The following is an 18,032-nucleotide window of genomic DNA, read 5'->3' as shown; positions in this document are numbered from 1 at the left end:
GGTTCGCTCGAATTCCTCCCGAGAAGGCGATCTCCGGCTTCGGCCGGGATCGCCCACGGGACGGGGGATAGTCAATGAAGAGAATTCTAGCCAGTGTAACGGACGGGAAAGGCTTCGACATAGGCCTCGTCCTGTTGCCGCTCGCCTTCCTGTTCATCATGTCCGGGCTGCCGCTCGTCTACAACGTTGTGATGAGTTTCCAGGAGGTCGACATGTTCAGCCTCGGCAGCTTCGTCCGACCTTTCGTCGGCTTCAAGAACTATGTCGACCTGTTCTCGCAGCCCGAAACCCGGCCCATTCTCCTCAATACGGCGCTTTTCGTCAGTTCTTCGATCGCTGGCCAATTCCTCATCGGCTTTGGCCTCGCTCTTTTCTTCTGGATGAATTTCCCGGGAGCGTCCTGGCTTCGCGGGCTCTTCCTCGTCTCCTGGGTCATGCCCGGCCTGGTCGTAGGCGCGATCTGGAACTGGATTCTCTCGGGCGATTTCGGCGTCCTTAACTTCCTCCTGCGGGAGACGGGTGTCATCGAAGGCAACATCTTCTGGCGCTCCGATCCGAACTATTCTCTCTGGGCCGTCATCATCGCCAATATCTGGCTAGGCACGTCCTTCAACATGATCCTGCTTTCGGTCGGTCTGTCGGGGATACCGAAGGACCTCTATGAGGCAGCCGAGCTTGACGGAGCCAACGCGCTGCAGCGCTTCTTCACGATCACCCTGCCGATGATGCGCTCGACGATCGGTGCGATCATCGCGCTCGGCCTGATCTTCACCCTGCAGCAATTCGACCTCTTCGCCGGCATCACCTCGGGCGGACCGAACAACTCGTCCAACGTGACGCAATATTGGGCCTGGGACCTTTCGTTCCGGCAATACGACTTCGCCAAGGGCGCGACGATCTCGGTGATCATGATCGTCTTCGTGATGCTCGCTTCCGTCGTCTATGTGCGCTCCACCCGACATGAGGTCCGAGGATGAGTGATCAATTGCGCAATCGGGTGATGCTCGCCGTCGCGTTGCTGCTCGCGGCCATCTACCTTTTCCCGCTCTACTGGATGTACATCACCGCGCTGAAGACCGGTTCGTCGATGTTCGCGACGCCACCGAAATTTCTGCCCAGTGAGCCGCAATGGGGCATCTACGCCTTCGTCTGGGAGAGCCGGAACATGGGGCGCTACCTTTGGAACTCGCTGGTCATCGCTTTGGGTGCGGTGTCGCTCATTGCGGTCCTCGGTGTCGGCTGCGCCTATGTGCTCGCCCGCTACCGCAATGCCTGGGTGGATATCGGCCTGTTCCTGATCCTGATGCTGCAGGTGCTGCCGGCGTCGCTGATGGTGACGCCGATCTTCGTCGGCTTCTCGCAATTCGGCCTTCTGGATACACCGCGCTTCGCGGTCATCCTGGCGATCGCCGCGAAGAGCATGCCCTTCTTCGTCGTCCTCGTAAGGGCGACTTTCATGAGCGTGCCGATGGAGCTCGAGGAGGCGGCGCTTGTCGACGGCAATTCACGCATCGGCGCCTTCTTCAACATCGTGCTGCCGCTTGCAAGGAATGGCATCCTCGTTAGCGCGATCCTGATCTTCATGCAGGCCTTCGGCGAGTTCGTGTATTCGAAGTCGATGATCCAGGCGGTCGAACTGCAGCCGGCAAGCGTAGGTCTCAACTCGTTCATGGGACCGAACACCAATGAATGGAACAACATCATGGCCTATGCGACGATCTATGTGACGCCTGTTCTCGCCGCCTTCGTCCTCTTGCAGCGCCGCATCGTTTCCGGCCTCACTTCGGGAGCCCTCAAATGACCCTTCAGATCGAGCTCAACGGCGTCAACAAGTACTACGGTGCCTTCCACGCGCTGAAAGACATCAATCTTGCGATAGAGAAGGGGACCTTCGTCGCCCTCGTCGGTCCGTCCGGCTGTGGCAAGTCCACACTGCTGCGTTCGCTCGCCGGCCTTGAGAAGATCTCGACCGGCGAAATGAAGATCGCCGGCCAACTGATGAACAACGTGCCGCCACGCAAGCGAGACGTCGCGATGGTCTTCCAGTCCTATGCGCTCTATCCGCATATGACCGTCGAGGAGAACCTCACCTACAGCCTGCGCATTCGCGGCGTGAAGAAGGCGGAAGCCCGTAAGGCCGCGGAAGAAGTGGCGGCCACCACGGGCCTGTCGCATCTGATGAAGCGCTATCCCCGCGAGCTTTCGGGCGGCCAGCGCCAACGCGTCGCGATGAGCCGCGCCATCATCCGCCACCCAAAGGCCTTCCTCTTCGACGAACCGCTTTCGAATCTCGACGCGGCGCTTCGCGTGCACATGCGCAAGGAGATCCGCGCGCTGCACGATCGGCTGCACGCGACCTCGGTCTATGTCACGCACGATCAGATCGAGGCGATGACCATGGCGGATCATGTGGTCGTCATGCGAGATGGCGTCATCGAGCAGCAGGGCCGTCCGCTCGACCTTTACGACAGGCCGGCCAACCGCTTCGTCGCGGGCTTCATCGGCTCGCCGGCGATGAACTTCATCCCGGCGGTCGTCGGGGAGGACGGCACGCATGTGCTTCTCAACCTCGGGACCACACAGGCGAGGCTCGCGCTTGCCGACCCGCTCGCGCCCGGCCGCGCGGTGACTGCCGGCATCCGGCCGGAGCACATCCGCATCGTCGCTGCCGGGCAGGGCGCCTTCGACGTTCCGGTTGGCGTCGTCGAATCGACCGGCTCGGCCACCTATATTACCTCAGCGACGCAGCCGGAGTTGACGGTGGTGGAAACGGGGCGCGGCGATGTGAGAGGCGGCGATATCATCGGTCTCTCGATAGATACGATGCAACTTCATCTTTTCGATGCGGAAACCGGCAAGCGGCTTGAGGCCGAGAGGGCGCGCGGCGACGCCGGTGCGCCTCGGCACCTGCATTTGGCGCAGGCTGTGAGATAGCGGACATCTCACAGCTTGCGCGTCTAATCAGACGCGCAAAGATCGCTGTAGCACTTTTGAATTGTTGCATGTTTCATCCTTAAATCGGATGGGATTTAGGGACACATGCAGTGGACGTCGAGATGCGGAACGGGGGGCGCAAAGCGCATCACCGACCGGTCTCTTGCGTCCTCAGATTCGTGATCAGTCGCTCTTGCCCAACGCGGATCACGTGCTCCATTGCGCTACGTGCGCCTTCCTCGTTGCGGCGCCCGATCTCCTCGACGATACGGATATGCGCAATGGCGACGCGGTCGATCTCCGTCTCGTCGGCTGTCGGGCTTGTGAGCCTGAAGACGCCCATCAGCGCCGCCTCGATCAGGCTGCCGACGGTGCGCATGAAGGGGTTGAGCGAGGCCTCGAGCAGGCGGAGATGGAACTCGAGGTCGGCCATGGCCAATGTCTGCGCGCTGTGGCCGGCATCACCCATGGCGACGGCGAGCCGCATCATCCGGGCAATGTCCGCATCGGTCGCACGCTGCGCAGCAAGACCCGCAGCATAGGGCTCGAGCGCTAGCCGCACCTCGGCCACGTGGCGCAGGAAGTCCTCGTTGACACCCGCGTTGAAATGCCAGGAAAGTACATCGCCGTCGAAGAGGTTCCAGTTGGCGCGCGGCATGACACGCGTGCCGATCCGCGCGCGGGCGACGACGAGCCCCTTTGCGGCAAGCGTCTTCATCGCTTCGCGCAGGACCGTGCGGGATACGTTGAAGCGTGCGGCGAGTTCCATGTCTCCGGGAAGGATGTCGCCGACGGCGAATTCCCCTCCGACGACCGCCTGGCCCAGTTCTTCGACGACAAGCCTGTGGCTCGTGCGCTTGCCCGGTCGGTTGCCGAAGATTGCCCGCATCTCAGGCGGCCCTCCGCCTCGTCACGCGCGTTGCCGCTCGTGACGGGACACGCGGATGATCCCCTTCTGCAGAAGGATGAAGGCAAAGAGAAGCAGACCGATCAGGATCTTCGTCCACCAGCTCGAAAGCGATCCATCGAAGGTGATGTAGGTCTGGATCAGCCCCTGGATGAAGATGCCGACCAGCGTTCCCGCGACGAAGCCGGAACCGCCGGTGAGCAATGTTCCGCCGATGACGACCGCGGTAATCGCGTCGAGCTCGACGCCGACCGCCGCGAGCGAGTATCCGGCCGAGGTGTAAAGCGAGAACACGATGCCGGAGAGGCCGGCGAGCAGCCCCGAGAGGGCATAAATCCTGACCGTGGTGGCGGCGACCGGCACGCCCATGAGCTTCGCCGTCGCCGTGCCGCCGCCGAGCGCATAAACATTCGTGCCGAAGCGGGTGCGGTGTGCGATGAGGATTCCGATGGCGAAGACGGCGAGCATCAGGCCGCCAATGAGCGTGATCCGCCCTCCGCCCGGCAGCTTGTAATAAAGCCCCTTCAGGGTCGCGTAGAAGGGATGCTTGATCGGAATGGAATCGATCGAGAGCACGAAGGCCATGCCCCGGGCGAGAAACATGCCCGCAAGCGTGACGATGAAGGCCGGCATTTCCAGATAATGGATGATCGCTCCCATCAGCGCACCGAAGGCGGTGGTGATCGCGAGGACGAGGGCGAAGGCGACGAGCGGATGCATGCCGCCATGCTCCAGTACGACGGCGAGGAAGACACCGGTGAAGGCGATTACCGCGCCGACCGAGAGATCGATGCCGCCGGAGAGGATGACGAAGGTCATGCCGACGGCGGCGATACCGAGGAAGGCATTGTCGGTCAGAAGATTGCCGATCACCCGCGTCGAAAGCATGTTCGGGTATTGCGCGACGCAGAGCGCGTAGCTCAACAAGAAGATTAAGATCGTCGCCGTAAGCGGAAGATATTTCTGCTTCATTTTGCTTCTCGCTCGGTCGGTTTTCCGGCGGCCCGCGGAATACTCAGGAATGTGAAAGCGGTGCGGAAGCGCGGCGACTGCAACACCAGGATAAAGACGATGATCGCCGCCTTGATGATGAGGTTGAACTCGGGCGGGAAGCCGGAAAGGAGGATGCCGGTATTGATCGCCTGAATGATGATCGCGCCGAGCACCGAGGCAGCGATACTGAAGCGTCCCCCTAGAAGCGAAGTGCCGCCGACGACGACGGCCAGGATGGCGTCGAGCTCCAGCCAGAGCCCGGCATTGTTGGCGTCGGCCCCCTTGATGTCGGCGGCGGCGATGATGCCGGCGATCGCAGCGCATAGGCCCGAGAGCACATAAGCCGCGATCAGAAGGACCGGAGTGAGCACGCCAGACAGCGAGCTTGCCTCCCGATTGACGCCGACGGCCTCGATCAGCATGCCGAGCGCAGATCGTCGGACGACGAGCGCTACGAGGACGCCGAATAGGAGCCAGATGACCACCGGCATGGGCAGGCCGGCGAAGGAGCCACTGCCGATGAAGATGAGGCCGGCATCATTGAAGGTGAGGATGGCGCCTTCCGTGATGAGCTGCGCGATGCCGCGTCCCGCGACCATCAGCACCAGTGTCGCGATGATCGGTTGAATGTCGAGGACCGCCACGAGGATCCCGTTCCAGACGCCGCAAAGGACACCGACGGCGAGCGTAGCGAGCAGCGTCACGCCCAGCGAATGGCCCGAGGTGATCAGCGAGGCGGCAACCGCGCCGCAGATCGCCATGACGGCGCCGACGGAGAGGTCAATACCTTTGGTGGCGATAACGACGGTCATGCCGATCGCCAAGAGGACAACGGGTGCACCGCGATTGAGGATGTCGATCAGGCTGCCATAGAGGCGTCCGTTCTGGATCTCGAGGTTGAGGAAACCGGGAAAGACGATTGAAACCGCTGCAACGATCGTCGCCAGAGCGATGAGTTGCGGCAGCAGCCGGGTGAGATAGGTCCTGACGATCGAGATCACGATGCCCCTCTTTCATTGGCCGCGGCAATCGCTTCGACGATCTGATGCGCGGTAATACGGTCGCCGCTCAATTCGGCGACGTGAGCACGGTCGCGAAGGACGACGATGCGCGTGCTGTAGGCGACGAGCTCCTCGAGCTCCGACGAGATGACGATCAGCGACATGCCTTTCTCGCGCAGGGTTTCGATGAGCCTGACGATTTCTGCATGCGCACCGACATCGATGCCCCGTGTCGGCTCATCGAGGATGAGGAGTTCCGGTTCGGTCGCGAGCCAACGGGCGAGAATGGCCTTCTGCTGGTTGCCGCCGGAAAGCAGCTTGATCGGCTTCTCGCGATCCGCGGTTCGGATGTCGAGCGCGCGGATATAGTGGTCGGCCAGCCGGTTCTGTTCCGCACGCGAGATCGGCCGTGTCCAGCCGCGTCTCGCCTGCAGCGCGAGCACGATGTTCTCCCGCACAGAGAGGTCGCCGACGATGCCGGCGGTCTTGCGGTCCTCCGGGCAGAAGCCGAACTTCCGACGGATGGCGGCGCGGGGCGACGAAAGATTGACCGGTCGCCCATCGATCTCGGCCGTTCCGCTGTCGGCGCGATGGGCACCAAAGAGGATTTCGGCCGTCTCCGTGCGTCCCGAGCCGAGGAGACCAGCCATGCCAACGACCTCGCCGGCGCGGACATCGAGATCGAAGGGGGCGACATGTCCCCTGCGGCCGTAATTCCGGAAGCTGTAACGCGGCTCTCCTTCGACGGCATCCGGCCGCGCCGATTGAATTTCGGCCGCCAGTTCCCGGCCGATCATCATCGCGATGAGATCGCGTCGCGTGAGCTCGGCCGTGTCGCGGGTTCCGACGACCTGTCCGTTCCTGAGCACCGTGATGCGGTCGGCGATTTCGTAGACCTGCTCGAGAAAATGGGTGATGAAGACAATGCCGAGCCCGCGCGCCTTGAGACGCCGGACGATACGGAAGAGCATCGCGACCTCGTGCGCGTCGAGGCTGGCCGTCGGCTCGTCGAGAATCAGCACCTTGCCGGAAAGATCGACGGCGCGGGCGATCGCCACGACCTGCTGGATCGCCACGGAATAGCTTGCTAGATCGCGCGTGACATCGAGCTCGAGCTCGTATTCCGCGAGGAGCTCGCGCGCCCTGCGGTTCATCGCCTTGGTGTCGATCATGCCAAAGCGGCGCGGCTGACGCCCGAGGAAGAGGTTTTCGGCGACGGTGAGGTTCGGCAGCAGATTGACTTCCTGGTAGACCGTCCCGATCCCGAGCCTCTGGGCGTCGAAGGTGTCGCGCGGGTCCACCTCGGCGCCGTCGAGCAGAATGCTGCCGCCGTCCCGCCGGTAGGCGCCGGTGAGGCACTTGATGAGCGTGGATTTGCCGGCGCCGTTCTCCCCGAGAAGCGCGTGAACTTCGCCGCGCCGGAGGTGAAAATCGACCTTGTCGAGCGCCCTTGTGCCGGGGAAGCCCTTCTCTATCCGGCTGGCGGAAAGAATGTTGTCGCTGGTCTGCATGGATACCGTCTCAGAAATGCCACCCGCTCGGCGGAGACGGGTGCCCGGGGCAGGGGACGGCCCGCGCCGTCGATGGGCGCGGGCCGCAAGCGAGATCAGTAACCGAGGCCCTTCTTTTCCTCGTAGACCTTCATCGGATCGTCAGCCTGCGTGTAGAGCTTCGATTCCGTCTGGATCCACTTCGGCGGCTCCTTGCCATCCTTGAGATAGGCAGCAAGCGCATCGAAGGCCGGGCCCGCCATGTTCGGCGTGAGCTCGACGGTCGCGTTGGCCTCGCCGGCCGCCATCGCCTGGAAGATATCCGGAACCGCGTCGATCGAGACGACCAGGATGTCTTTGCCCGGCTTCAGGCCGGCTTCCTTGATTGCCTGGATGGCGCCCACGGCCATGTCGTCGTTGTGGGCGTAGAGCGCGCAGATGTTCTTGCCGCCATCCTCGGCCTTCAGGAAGCTTTCCATGACTTCCTTGCCCTTTGTGCGGGTGAAGTCACCGGTCTGGCTGCGGATGATCTTCAGGTTATCCTTGCCAGCGAGCGCCGCTTCGAAGCCCTTCTTGCGGTCGATGGCGGGCGAGGAGCCTGTCGTGCCCTGAAGCTCGACGACGTTGCAAGGCTTGCCGGCGACGGTGTCGACCAGCCACTTGCCGGCCACATTGCCTTCATGGACGAGGTCGGAGGTCACCGCAGTCAGATAGAGATCCTTCGAGGCGTCGACGGTGCGGTCGAGCAGGATGACGGGGATTTCCGCGTCCTTGGCTTCCTGCAGCACCTCGTCCCAGCCGGTGGCGACGACGGGCGCGAGCAGGATCGCGTTCACGCCCTGGGCGATGAAGGAGCGGATCGCCTTGATCTGGTTTTCCTGCTTCTGCTGCGCATCGGCGAACTTGAGGTCGATGCCGCGCTGCTCGGCCTGCTGTTTCGTCAGTGTCGTCTCCGCCGCGCGCCAGCCGGACTCCGATCCGATCTGGGAAAAGCCGACAACCAGTTCCGCGGCCGAGGCGCTACCGAACATGCAGGCGGCAAGGATCGTGGCACTCGCGAGTGCTTTGCGAAATTTCATGATTTCCTCCCAAAGAACGCTGCACTCCATGCAGCCAGTGAGAAAAAATCATATTATATTACTTTTGTAAACTCACATTTGATGTCGCCGTGCTGTATCCTTGAATTCACCCACAGGCTGTAGGCCCAAGGCTGCATTTCCAGCCGGCGAGGCGAGCTCGCCTGCCGGCGCAGGCGGTGCATTACCAGCGACTCAGGCGCGATTGATTGTCGGAAGGAAAAGCTCCACTTCGCGCTGCCTTTCGGGGGCCAGGGTTTCGACGTTCTGCTTCCAGAACGCTTCCGCCTCAGCGGGTTCCTCTTCCCAACTTCTTATCGATGTCTGGTTATCGTCGATGACCACACGGCGATGGCCGCCGAGTCGCAGATACTCGCTCGCAAGTCTACGCGCATTCGTGAGTTCCATGGCTCAACTCCAGGTCTAGCTTCGGGAAACCAGCTCGTCTGCAAAAACGCTACGAACTCCTGGACGTTCCCGGACATGGCGACTCTAATTCATACTCCGTTTTCACTAACGAGACGAGAATATGATGTTTTGACAACGACTAAGTGGCAACACCGGATATGGCGAATCAAGAGGTGTTCGCGGCGGCTGCTCGCATTACGACGAGAGCAGCCGGTAGACGAAATAAGCAAGGATGAGGCTGGCAGCGAAACCAACGCCCATCAGAAGTCCGTTCCTGACCAGCAGTCCGAGCCCGAAGATAGCAATGATCGTCATGGGCACGTTGGTCACCCAGGGAAAGAATTCCAGAAACGGGACGGTCAGCGAGAGCAAGATGCAAATGAGGGCAGCAACTCGATCAAAGGGCTTGCGGGCAAGCGGATGCAGCCCGCGCGTCAACCAGGGGTCCAGCCAGGAGGACCATGTTTTCATCGTCCGGCCTGTGGACTCTACGATTCGCCGGGATACGGTTTTCTGGCGGAGGAAGCGCGGCAACCAAATATGCTGCAGCCCGGCAACAATCTGCAAAGAAGTGAAAGCAACCACACCGGCGAGCACTGTCGAAACCGTCGGGACCATTCCCGCGGGGGACAAATTCGTACCGGCAGCCAGTACCAGTACGGCGCCAAAACTCCGGTCGCCTATGAGGCGGAGCAATTCCCCAAGGGAAAGCCGCGCTTGCCGCGCCGGACCGGTGAGCAACGCGTCCGCAAGCGCGCCGATGGATCGCCCGTCATTCACTGTCGGTCGGGTCGCGCCCTCTCGGTTCAATTCCTCTCCCTTACGCAGCTTCGAGGCCAACTCTCTTTCGCTCCTCCGAGTGAGCCGAGGTGGCGTGCTTGTGAGCACCCGGGAGATTTTTGTAGATCTCGAGGTAGTCGCGTGTCATCCGCTCGGCGGTGAAGCGCCTGTCGAAGCTCTGGCGCACCTTCTGTCGGTCGAGCTCCAGCGTCCGCCCGAGGCTTTCGACGGCTTCTTCCAGCGTATCGACCAGGATACCCGAGACACCGTCCTCGATGACTTCGGGCGCGGAACCGTAGCGAAAGGCGAGCACCGGGGTGCCGCAGGCCATTGCTTCGATCATGACGAGGCCGAATGGTTCCGGCCAGTCTATCGGGAACAGCAGTGTTGCGGCGTTACCGAGGAAGTCCGCCTTTTGAGATTCATCGATTTCACCGATGAACTCGACGTTCGAATGGCGTGCGACGAGGGGTTCGACGACCGCCTCCCAATAGTCGCGGTCTTGAGCGTCCACCTTTGCGGCGATCTTGAGGGGCATGCCGGCTCGCGCGGCGATCTCGATCGCTCGGTCCGGACCTTTTTCCGGCGAAATGCGCCCCAGGAACGCCAAATAGTTTCCGCTGGGCGTTTGCGTGAACGGCAGCACGTTCGGATCGAGGCCATGATGAACGGTGCCTCGCCAATTGACCGGAGGCATCGGCAACCGCTGGTTCTCCGAAATGGACACCACCGGGATATCCGGGAAGGCACGATAGAAGGGCTGGAGATCGGGCAGATCGAGCCGCGCATGCAGTGTCGTTACAGTGCGGTCCGCAAAATCCCTGATCAACGGAAAGTGCAGAAACTCGATGTGAAAATGCAGTACGTCGAACTCGTCCGCGCGACTGCGGACCTCTTCTACCATTGCGACGTGATAAGGAAGGAAGTCAAGGACCTCCGGGTTGAGCCTCAGTGCCACATCGGAACAGGGCACCAGTTTGGCCGTGGTGAGCGAATCGCCGCTGGCAAAGAGGGTCACGTCGTGGCCCAGCCTCACGAGTTCTTCGGTGAGGTAGGAAACAATTCGCTCAGTTCCTCCGTAAAGCTTTGGCGGGACCCGCTCTGCAAGGGGGGCGATCTGCGCAATTTTCATCGTTAAGCTCCTGGCTCGATGGAATCCGACCGGCCCGCGTTCAAAACGGCAAGCACGATGTCATTCTGCACAATTGCCAGAAAGCCGCTCTTGTTCCCTGTTGCCCGCCGTGCTTGCGGCGATGGCCTTCATGTCCGCACTTATGGTTGCCGGGGGTAGTTGCAGGCTTACGCTCGACGCAAATCTTCCGGTCGTGAGTTGTTGCAAACCCCGCCAGACTCGCGATTGCCGAGCCACGAAGTCACACCCGCCAGACGGTACTTTAGAGATATGAGAGGCGAGGCTCCTTCACGCGCTCGAGCTGAAAGAAGAAATGCCCGTGGTGTCCTTGTATGGTCATAACCCCAAGCACCCTCTCGGCATCGATCCTTCTGAAATGATCGATGATCGGCTTGCTATCGTAAACCATCGCCGCGCTGACCTTGCCGCGGAAGCCCATCGTTCGTATCGAAGCGACCGGACCTCTCGCACGCAGGTGCTTCAGCAGATGGGAGAACAGATTTCTGGCGGCCTTCGTACGACCCAGTCGATGGAAACGGAAAGCGAGATTGAGGGGAATTGCAGAGGGATCGATCGGCACCAGGCGGTTAACACTCTTCTTGAACAAGAGGGCATCGGCGCGCATGTCGGCGCGGAAACGCTTTCCGTACCATTCCAGATTTTCCAGCACTCCATCGAACGGGTGCCCACTAGGTACTTCGCTTCCTTTCCAGAGGCCGATCAATTCCTCGACGGACACCGGTTGAAGACTATCGAAATAGGTGAAGGCCGCATCCTCTGATGGGAACGTCATCCGATCGGTCATAACAGCTCGACCCAAAGGCATGTGGTCGCTGGGTAACATGGGAACGAGCGTCGACACTGGCTGTTCCCCAGTCGGCGACGCTCCAGGAACCCAGCTTGCAATGGCCCGACTGCAGGTACGTTCACGCGAACCGGGTCGCCGATCTCGCGCGCGCTTTTGCGGCTTCTTCCTCGCGGTTGCGTGGCGGTTGCGCGGTCTCGAGCGAATCGAGCAGTTCGCGAGCGCATGCCGCAATCGAACTCACGGCGCGCTCGAATGCCGCCTCGTTGCGCTTCGACGGCCTGGTCGTTCCGCTCAGCTTTCGCACGAACTGCAGCGCGGCGTCATGGATTTCCTCGTCCGTTGCCGGCGGATCGAAATTGAACAAGGGTTTTATGTTTCGGCACATCGCTTGCTCCAGGTCATCTTCATTTCCCTCCAACCGTGAGGGCAGGGCGGCTACTGCATGCTCCCTTAAATCGCGACCGACTTAAGGATGAAACATACAGCAATCAAAGTGCTGCAGCGACCCTTGCGCGTCTGATAAGACGCGCGCGCCGTATCTGGCGCCCCTCCGTATATCCGATGTGGAACGGCATATTCGAGGCGCTTCAGTGTTAGCTCCTGGCGCGTGTGCGTTTGGCGCCTGCGACACGCCCGATGTCGCCTTCATTGCTGAAGAATAATCTCTGCGGCCTTTTCAGCGATCATGATGACCGGAGAGTTGGTGTTGCCGGAGACAATAGCCGGCATGATCGAGGCATCGACGACACGCAGGCCGCCAAGCCCGTGTACCTTGAGCGAGGAATCGACCACGGCCAGCGGATCCCCGCCCATCTTGCAGGTGCCGACCGGATGGAAGATGGTGGTGGCGATATCGCCGGCCCGACGGATCAGTTCCTCGTCTGTCTGGAACTCCACCCCCGGCAACATTTCCGTCGGTCGGAATCTCGCGATCGAGTTGGTGGCCATCAGGCTTCGGGCGTGGCGGATCGCCTTGGCGGCGAGGAGCCGATCGCCGACCGTCGACAGGTAGTTCGGGCGGATGTCGGGTGCGGCAGCGGGGGATTGGTCCACCACGTGCACGCTCCCGCGGCTCTCGGGGCGAAGATTGCAGACGGAGACGGTCACGGCCGGAAACTTGTGCAGCGGCTCCCCCAGCCGATCGGTGCTGAGCGGCTGGACATGGTATTCGAGGTCGGCGGTGGCGACGGCCGGATCGCTCTTGGCAAAAATGCCGAGCTGGCTTGGCGCCATCGACAAAGGGCCGGAGCGTCTGAGGATATATTCGAGCCCCATTCCCGCCCGGGAGAAGATGTTGTGGTAGAGTTGGTTGAGCGTCTTCGCCCCATCGATCCGGAAGACGGTGCGGATCTGCAAGTGATCCTGCAGATTTTCGCCGACGCCTGGCAGGGCGTGCGCTATCTCAATGCCGGCGGCCGAAAGGACATCGGGCCTGCCGATCCCGGACAGCTCCAGAATCTTCGGCGAGTTGATCGCGCCGGCCGAGAGGATGACCTCCCGCGTGGCGCTTGCGAGGTGCATCCGGCCATTCATGCGAAAGCGCACGCCTTTCAGCTGCCGGCCGTCGAAGGCGAGACGCTCCGTCTCCGCGCTCGTCAGCACCCGGAGATTGGGTCGCTTCATCGCCGGGCGCAGGAAGGCCTTGGTCGTGTTCCAACGCACACCGCCACGCTGATTCACCTCGAAATATCCCGACCCCTCGTTGTCGCCGGTGTTGAAATCGTCCACCTTCGGAATGCCGAGCTCTTGCGCCGCGTCGCGGAAGGCATCGAGGATCGGCCAGGACAGGCGCTGCCGTTCGACGCGCCATTCTCCGCTGGCGCCGTGCATGGCAGACTTGCCGCGGTAATTGTCCTCGGACTTGAGGAAATAGGGCAGCACATCGTCCCAGCCCCAGCCGGTATTCCCCGCCTGGCGCCAACCGTCGTAGTCGGCCGCCTGGCCGCGCATGTAGATCATGCCGTTGATCGAGGAGCAGCCACCGAGTACTTTGCCGCGGGGGTAGGGCAGGGCACGGCCGTTGAGGCCGGGCTCCGCAGCCGTTCTCATCATCCAGTCGGTGCGCGGGTTGCCCATGCAGTAGAGATAGCCGATCGGTACATGCACCCAGTGATAGCGATCGCTGCCGCCGGCCTCCAGCAGCAAGACGCGGTTTCTCGGATCGGCCGAAAGCCGGTTCGCCAGGACGCAGCCTGCGGAACCCGCGCCGACGACAATGAAATCGTAGCTGCCCGCATCGGCGGCAATGTCGTCCGCACGCCCGTTCACGCTGCAGCTCCCGTCGTCAGAGTTTGCGACGCGGAAAGCCGCCGCCAGACTGGTGCCATCACATCGGCAATCTCCCGATAGAGGGCATATCGCCTGGCATAATGCGCTTCGAGCGCGGTATCCGGGCGGTAGTGCCGCTCGGTTCTCACCATTGCGGTCGCTCCCTCGGCGAAGTCGGCGAAGATGCCGACCCCGGTGCCGGCAGCCACAGCCGCCCCCAAGGCACCCGTCTCGCGCGAGCGGGCGACGGAGACCGGGACGCCGAGCACGTCGGCAAAGATCTGGGGCCACACGAGGCTGCGCGACCCGCCGCCGGAGAGCACCGCCTGGTCGAAGCTCGCGCCCGCCGCCCGCATCGTCTCGATGTGCTGGCGATGACCGAAGGCGACGCCTTCAAGCACGGCGCGGACGAGGTGGGCCTTGGTGTGCCAGCCGGCGATGCCGTAGAAGCCAGCCCGGGCATTGCCATCCTGCTGCGCGCCATAGAGATAAGGGTGGTAGAGCGGATCGTCGGAAGACGGAGCGCACGCCGAAGCCAGCTCGCAGCAGAGGTCGAAGGGCGACCGCCCGTCGGAGCGCGGCTCGGAAAAGAACTCGCGCACTAGCCATTCGAGATTTGCGGCCGAGGTCGCGCTCGACTCGATCGCCATGTAGCGGTCGCGGTCGAACGTGGAGGACATGAAGACCGGTCCGTCGAGCTCGGGGCGATCGATGATCACCTGGTTGATGCTCCAGGTGCCGGCGATGACGGAAGCCGCGCCGGTGCGGGTAACGCCCGAGCCGATTGCCGAAGCTACCACGTCGAAAAGGCCGCCGACGACCGGCGTCCCGGCAGCAAGGCTTGTTTCGGCGGCCCCCTCGTCCGTGACGCGGCCGGCGATGTCGGCGCTCTCGAGGAGCGGCGGCAGAAGGTCCATACTATCGGCAAGGCCGTAGGCCGCCATCAGCGCCCGATCGTAGCGCCGGCCGGCGACATCGAGCAGGCCGCAACCGGTCATGTCCGAGACATCGCTGACGCGTGCGCCCGTCAGCCGGTTGACGATGAAGTCCTTGCAGAGGAAGACGGTGCCGATCTTTTCGAAGATCTCCGGCCGGTGCCGTTTTAGCCAGGCGAGCAAGGTCGGCGTCTGCGAGGGCCATGGCCGCTGCCTTCCGATCGGATAGGTGCGGTCACCGACGCCTTCCGACTGCCATTGCTCGACTAGAGCCGCCGCCCGCGTATCGAGCGACTGGATGCCGAGAAGCGGTCGTCCATGGCGATCGAGCGCATAGAGGCCATTGCCATGGCCGGCGCAACCGATTGCAGCGATTTCGCCTGCGTCGATCCCCGCCTCATCGACACAGGTACGGATGACTCGACGCGCATTTTCCCAAAGCTCGTCCAGGCCGCGCTCGACATGACCGGGGGAGGGCATGCGGCTGTGGCCTTCGGCCGAGGCTGAAGCGATTTCATTGCCCTCCCGGTCGAAGATCACCGCCTTGATGACGGTGTTGCCGGCGTCGAGCCCCAACAGATAGTCTCCCATGCTGAACCCCTCCCAAGGTCCGGTTGCGGCCGCACACACTTTCCCTCTACCGCCTCTTGTCAGCCTTGCCGGTAAAGTGCGAAGGCGTCCTCGCCGCTCGCGTTCTCGTGCACGATCGCCATCAATCCGCGCACCACGGCGTTCGGATTGGAGTGCTGGTAGATGTTGCGCCCGTAGACCATGCCCATCGCGCCCTGCTTCATCAAGGCTGCCGACTTGTCGAATACGGCGCGGAGATCCTCCTTGCCGCCCCCGCGCACGAGCACCGGGCAACGCGCTGTCTCCACGACTCGATGGAAGTCTTCCGCGTGGGTGGTCGGGTCCGCCTTGATGATGTCGGCGCCCATCTCTCGGGCGAGGCGGGTCAAGGTGACGATCTTCTCCGCGTCGCCGTCGACCATGTAGCCGCCATGCTCGGTGACCGGCTGCATGACGAGCGGCTCGATCATCAGCGGCATGCCGTATTTCTCGCAATCGGCTCGGACGCGCGCGATGTTCTGGACGCATTGGCGGAACAAATCCGGCTCGTCCGGCAGCATGAAGAGATTGACGACGACGCACGCCGCATCCATCTGCAGCGCCCCGATCAGCGGCTCGGCCTCGTTCTGCAACACCGCCCACATGTCGCGGTGGCGGGTCCGGTTATAGGGATTGCCCATGTCGATGCGCATGACGAGCGCCGGCTTGTCCTTGCCCGGCAGTTCCTGCAGCAGGTCGGCCTGGCCGTAATTCATCTGGATCGCGTCCGGTGCGGCTCCTACGAGCGCCCTGATCACACCCTCCATATCTTCCAACCCGCTCAGGAAGGACGGTTCGTTGCAGACCCCGTGATCGATCGCCACATCCAGGCAGCGTCCGCCGTTAAACAGGCGGTTGATTCGCACCTTGCGATTGTTTTTCATGGCATTCTCCTCTTCATATTTTGCGCGGGCCGCCTCTGGGAGGCCGCTGCAAAGGGTTGGACCTCAGACCGCCGCTCTGGCTTCGGTCTCAGGTTGCGGTGAGCGGGCGGCAAGCATCGCCTCGTCGACGCCGTGGCTATCGCGCAACAGCGCAAGAAAGCGGGCCCGCTCGCTCGCACGGCGCTCGTCTCCCCAGCTCTTCTCCGCCGCCAACAGGTCGAGTGTCGCGTCGAGAGTGGCGAGCGAGAGCACGCCGGAGATGGCGAGCGTCGTGCGACGCAAGAGCAGGTCGTCCAAATGCTCGACCGCCTCGTTGCGGATCAGGAACAGCATTTCCCGCACCGAGTAATCAGAGCCGAGCATCGGTGCATCGGTTCCCTGGCTAATGAAGGTCGCTACCTTCGCCGCGTCAGTTCCGTAGCGCGCGAACAATCCGGCGACGCGCGGTTGCGCAAGGCCGGAGCGATCGGCGAGCGCGGCAATCCAGCTCGCGCGGTCGGCCGGAAACTGGCGTCCGCCGCCGATGGGGCAGTCTGCAGTCGAGATGCGGCGCGGACGGCCGAGTCTCTTCAGCGCGGTGTCGGCCGCGAGTTCGCCGAAAGAGCGGAACGTCGTCCATTTGCCGCCGATCATGCAGATGACCGGTGCCCCCGAATTCTCGAGCAGGGTGCAGAAATGATCGCGCGGAATGCGGCCGGTGAAGCTGTCGCTGCTGGCCGGAAGCGGCCGCACGCCGGAGAACTGGAAGACGATTTCCTCGCGCTTGATCTCCATCCCCGGCAGGACGAAGGCGAGCGACTGCAAAATGTAGTCGCGCTCCTCCGCCTCGCAGCGGACCGTCTCGGGATCGTCGACCCGAATATCGGTGGAGCCGACCAGCACTTTGCCGAGGTAGGGGAAAAGGATGCAGATGCGCCCGTCCTCGTTCTCGTAGTAGATCATGTGATCCCCGAGTGCGTCGCGCAGCCTGGCATTGTCGATGATGAGATGCGATCCCTTCGTCCCTCCCATCAGCGGGGCGCCGCGGCGATCGGGCGGCAGGAGCGCGCCATTGGTGATATCGATCCAGCCGCCGGTCGCGTTCACGATCAGCTTGGGCTCGACCTCCACGCTGAGCCCGTCAATGCGGTCCACCACGACGTAGCCGCCGGTCTCGCTTCTGCGCAGCTCGGCGTAATTGACCGCCGCCGCTTCCGTCGAGGCAGACAGCCCATCCTGGAGGAGCTCGATACCGATCCGTTCGGGATGACTGACCCACGCGTCGTAATAGGTGGCGGAACTGCGGATCCGCGGGTTGAGCGCCGGCCATTTGGCAAGGGTTGCACGCCGACCGCGGAAGCGGTGCCGCGGCATCAGCGCTCGCTTGCGCGTCAGCAAGTCGTAGATCGAGAGCCCGGCCTTGATCGCGACCGCTCCGCGCCGGCTTGGCCGGCGGCTCAAGCCGAGGAAACGGACGATGCCGTTGGCGAGGCCGGAAAAAGTGTCGAAGACCGGTACGGTCGTCGGCAGCGGCGCCACGAGGTGCGGGGCGTTCCTGAGCAGCCGGTCCCGCTCGACGAGCGACTCCTTCACCAGGGTGAACTCACCATTTTCGAGATAACGCAGCCCCCCATGCACCATCCGTGAAAGTGCCGCGCTCGCGCCCGAGCAGTAGTCGTGCTTCTCGACCAGGAGAACGCGCAGGCCCTGCAGCGCGAGCTCGCGAAAGACGCTGAGCCCATTGATGCCGCCGCCGAGGACGCAAACGTCCACCTTCGGGCTTTGGCGAAGCCCGTCCAAAGTCTCTTTTCTTGTCATGATGGCGGTC

At 62.6% G+C, this 18,032-nt stretch carries 17 protein-coding genes; 3 read left to right on the top strand and 14 right to left on the bottom strand.

The features are described 5' to 3' along the window. The first annotated feature begins 74 nt into the window (after positions 1-74). From AYK65_RS28010 to AYK65_RS28000, 3 genes are read left to right on the top strand one after another with little or no spacing between them, the layout of a single operon-like run. Positions 75-977 carry a carbohydrate ABC transporter permease gene (locus AYK65_RS28010; RefSeq protein WP_081162493.1) on the top strand — a complete coding sequence of 301 codons (903 nt, stop codon included), beginning with the start codon at positions 75-77 and terminating at the stop codon, positions 975-977. Then, a complete protein-coding gene (locus AYK65_RS28005; RefSeq protein ID WP_081162490.1) occupies positions 974-1,801 on the top strand; it encodes a carbohydrate ABC transporter permease in 828 nt (275 codons plus the stop codon). Before AYK65_RS28010 ends, AYK65_RS28005 begins: the two co-directional genes overlap by 4 nt. Then, positions 1,798-2,934 (top strand): ABC transporter ATP-binding protein, encoded by a 1,137-nt coding sequence (locus tag AYK65_RS28000; RefSeq protein ID WP_026615084.1) that lies wholly within the window; start codon positions 1,798-1,800, stop codon positions 2,932-2,934. The genes AYK65_RS28005 and AYK65_RS28000 overlap by 4 nt, the downstream gene beginning before the upstream one ends. Positions 2,935-3,082: 148 nt before the next feature. Here AYK65_RS28000 and AYK65_RS27995 read toward each other — a convergent pair whose 3' ends face one another. From AYK65_RS27995 to AYK65_RS27930, 14 genes are all read right to left on the bottom strand, one after another. Next, positions 3,083-3,823 (bottom strand): FadR/GntR family transcriptional regulator, encoded by a 741-nt coding sequence (locus AYK65_RS27995; RefSeq protein ID WP_026619842.1) that lies wholly within the window; start codon positions 3,821-3,823, stop codon positions 3,083-3,085. A gap of 21 nt (positions 3,824-3,844) precedes the next feature. Then, positions 3,845-4,813, bottom strand: coding sequence for a galactofuranose ABC transporter, permease protein YjfF (gene yjfF, locus AYK65_RS27990; protein ID WP_026615082.1), 969 nt, complete (start codon positions 4,811-4,813; stop codon positions 3,845-3,847). Further along, positions 4,810-5,835, bottom strand: coding sequence for an ABC transporter permease (locus AYK65_RS27985; RefSeq protein WP_046116739.1), 1,026 nt, complete (start codon positions 5,833-5,835; stop codon positions 4,810-4,812). The genes yjfF and AYK65_RS27985 overlap by 4 nt, the downstream gene beginning before the upstream one ends. Next, positions 5,832-7,346 carry a galactofuranose ABC transporter, ATP-binding protein YtfR gene (ytfR, locus tag AYK65_RS27980; RefSeq protein ID WP_026615080.1) on the bottom strand — a complete coding sequence of 505 codons (1,515 nt, stop codon included), beginning with the start codon at positions 7,344-7,346 and terminating at the stop codon, positions 5,832-5,834. Before ytfR ends, AYK65_RS27985 begins: the two co-directional genes overlap by 4 nt. A 95-nt stretch (positions 7,347-7,441) precedes the next feature. After that, positions 7,442-8,404, bottom strand: coding sequence for a galactofuranose ABC transporter, galactofuranose-binding protein YtfQ (gene ytfQ / locus AYK65_RS27975; RefSeq protein ID WP_046116737.1), 963 nt, complete (start codon positions 8,402-8,404; stop codon positions 7,442-7,444). Between the two features lie 192 nt (positions 8,405-8,596). Beyond that, positions 8,597-8,809 (bottom strand): hypothetical protein, encoded by a 213-nt coding sequence (locus AYK65_RS27970; RefSeq protein ID WP_026615078.1) that lies wholly within the window; start codon positions 8,807-8,809, stop codon positions 8,597-8,599. Positions 8,810-9,004: 195 nt separating this feature from the next. Further along, entirely contained in the window at positions 9,005-9,619 is a 615-nt protein-coding gene (locus tag AYK65_RS27965) for an exopolysaccharide biosynthesis protein (protein ID WP_051440537.1), read from the bottom strand. Positions 9,620-9,629: 10 nt separating this feature from the next. Further along, a complete protein-coding gene (locus AYK65_RS27960; protein WP_081162487.1) occupies positions 9,630-10,721 on the bottom strand; it encodes a glycosyltransferase family 4 protein in 1,092 nt (363 codons plus the stop codon). Between the two features lie 262 nt (positions 10,722-10,983). Next, a complete protein-coding gene (locus tag AYK65_RS27955; protein WP_026615075.1) occupies positions 10,984-11,526 on the bottom strand; it encodes a DUF4334 domain-containing protein in 543 nt (180 codons plus the stop codon). 121 nt (positions 11,527-11,647) lie between these two features. After that, positions 11,648-11,914: a DUF2277 domain-containing protein gene (locus AYK65_RS27950; protein ID WP_026615074.1), complete on the bottom strand. Its 267-nt coding sequence runs from the start codon at positions 11,912-11,914 to the stop codon at positions 11,648-11,650. Between the two features lie 260 nt (positions 11,915-12,174). Next, the gene (locus AYK65_RS27945) at positions 12,175-13,797 is read right to left on the bottom strand and encodes a GMC family oxidoreductase (RefSeq protein ID WP_081162484.1); all 1,623 of its coding nucleotides are present in this window, start codon (positions 13,795-13,797) and stop codon (positions 12,175-12,177) included. Further along, on the bottom strand, positions 13,794-15,323 hold the full coding sequence (locus tag AYK65_RS27940; protein ID WP_026615072.1) for an FGGY-family carbohydrate kinase: 1,530 nt from the start codon (positions 15,321-15,323) through the stop codon (positions 13,794-13,796). Before AYK65_RS27940 ends, AYK65_RS27945 begins: the two co-directional genes overlap by 4 nt. 59 nt (positions 15,324-15,382) lie before the next feature. After that, positions 15,383-16,225: a class I fructose-bisphosphate aldolase gene (locus AYK65_RS27935; protein WP_026615071.1), complete on the bottom strand. Its 843-nt coding sequence runs from the start codon at positions 16,223-16,225 to the stop codon at positions 15,383-15,385. A gap of 63 nt (positions 16,226-16,288) precedes the next feature. Continuing rightward, the gene (locus AYK65_RS27930; protein ID WP_081162481.1) at positions 16,289-18,022 is read right to left on the bottom strand and encodes a glycerol-3-phosphate dehydrogenase/oxidase; all 1,734 of its coding nucleotides are present in this window, start codon (positions 18,020-18,022) and stop codon (positions 16,289-16,291) included. Between the last annotated feature and the right edge of the window lie 10 nt (positions 18,023-18,032).

The organism is Ensifer aridi (genome assembly GCF_002078505.1).
Classification (GTDB): Bacteria; Pseudomonadota; Alphaproteobacteria; order Rhizobiales; family Rhizobiaceae; genus Sinorhizobium; species Sinorhizobium aridi.
The sequence above is the reverse complement of the archived record's forward strand: the minus strand, read 5'-3'. Positions and strand labels throughout refer to the sequence as shown.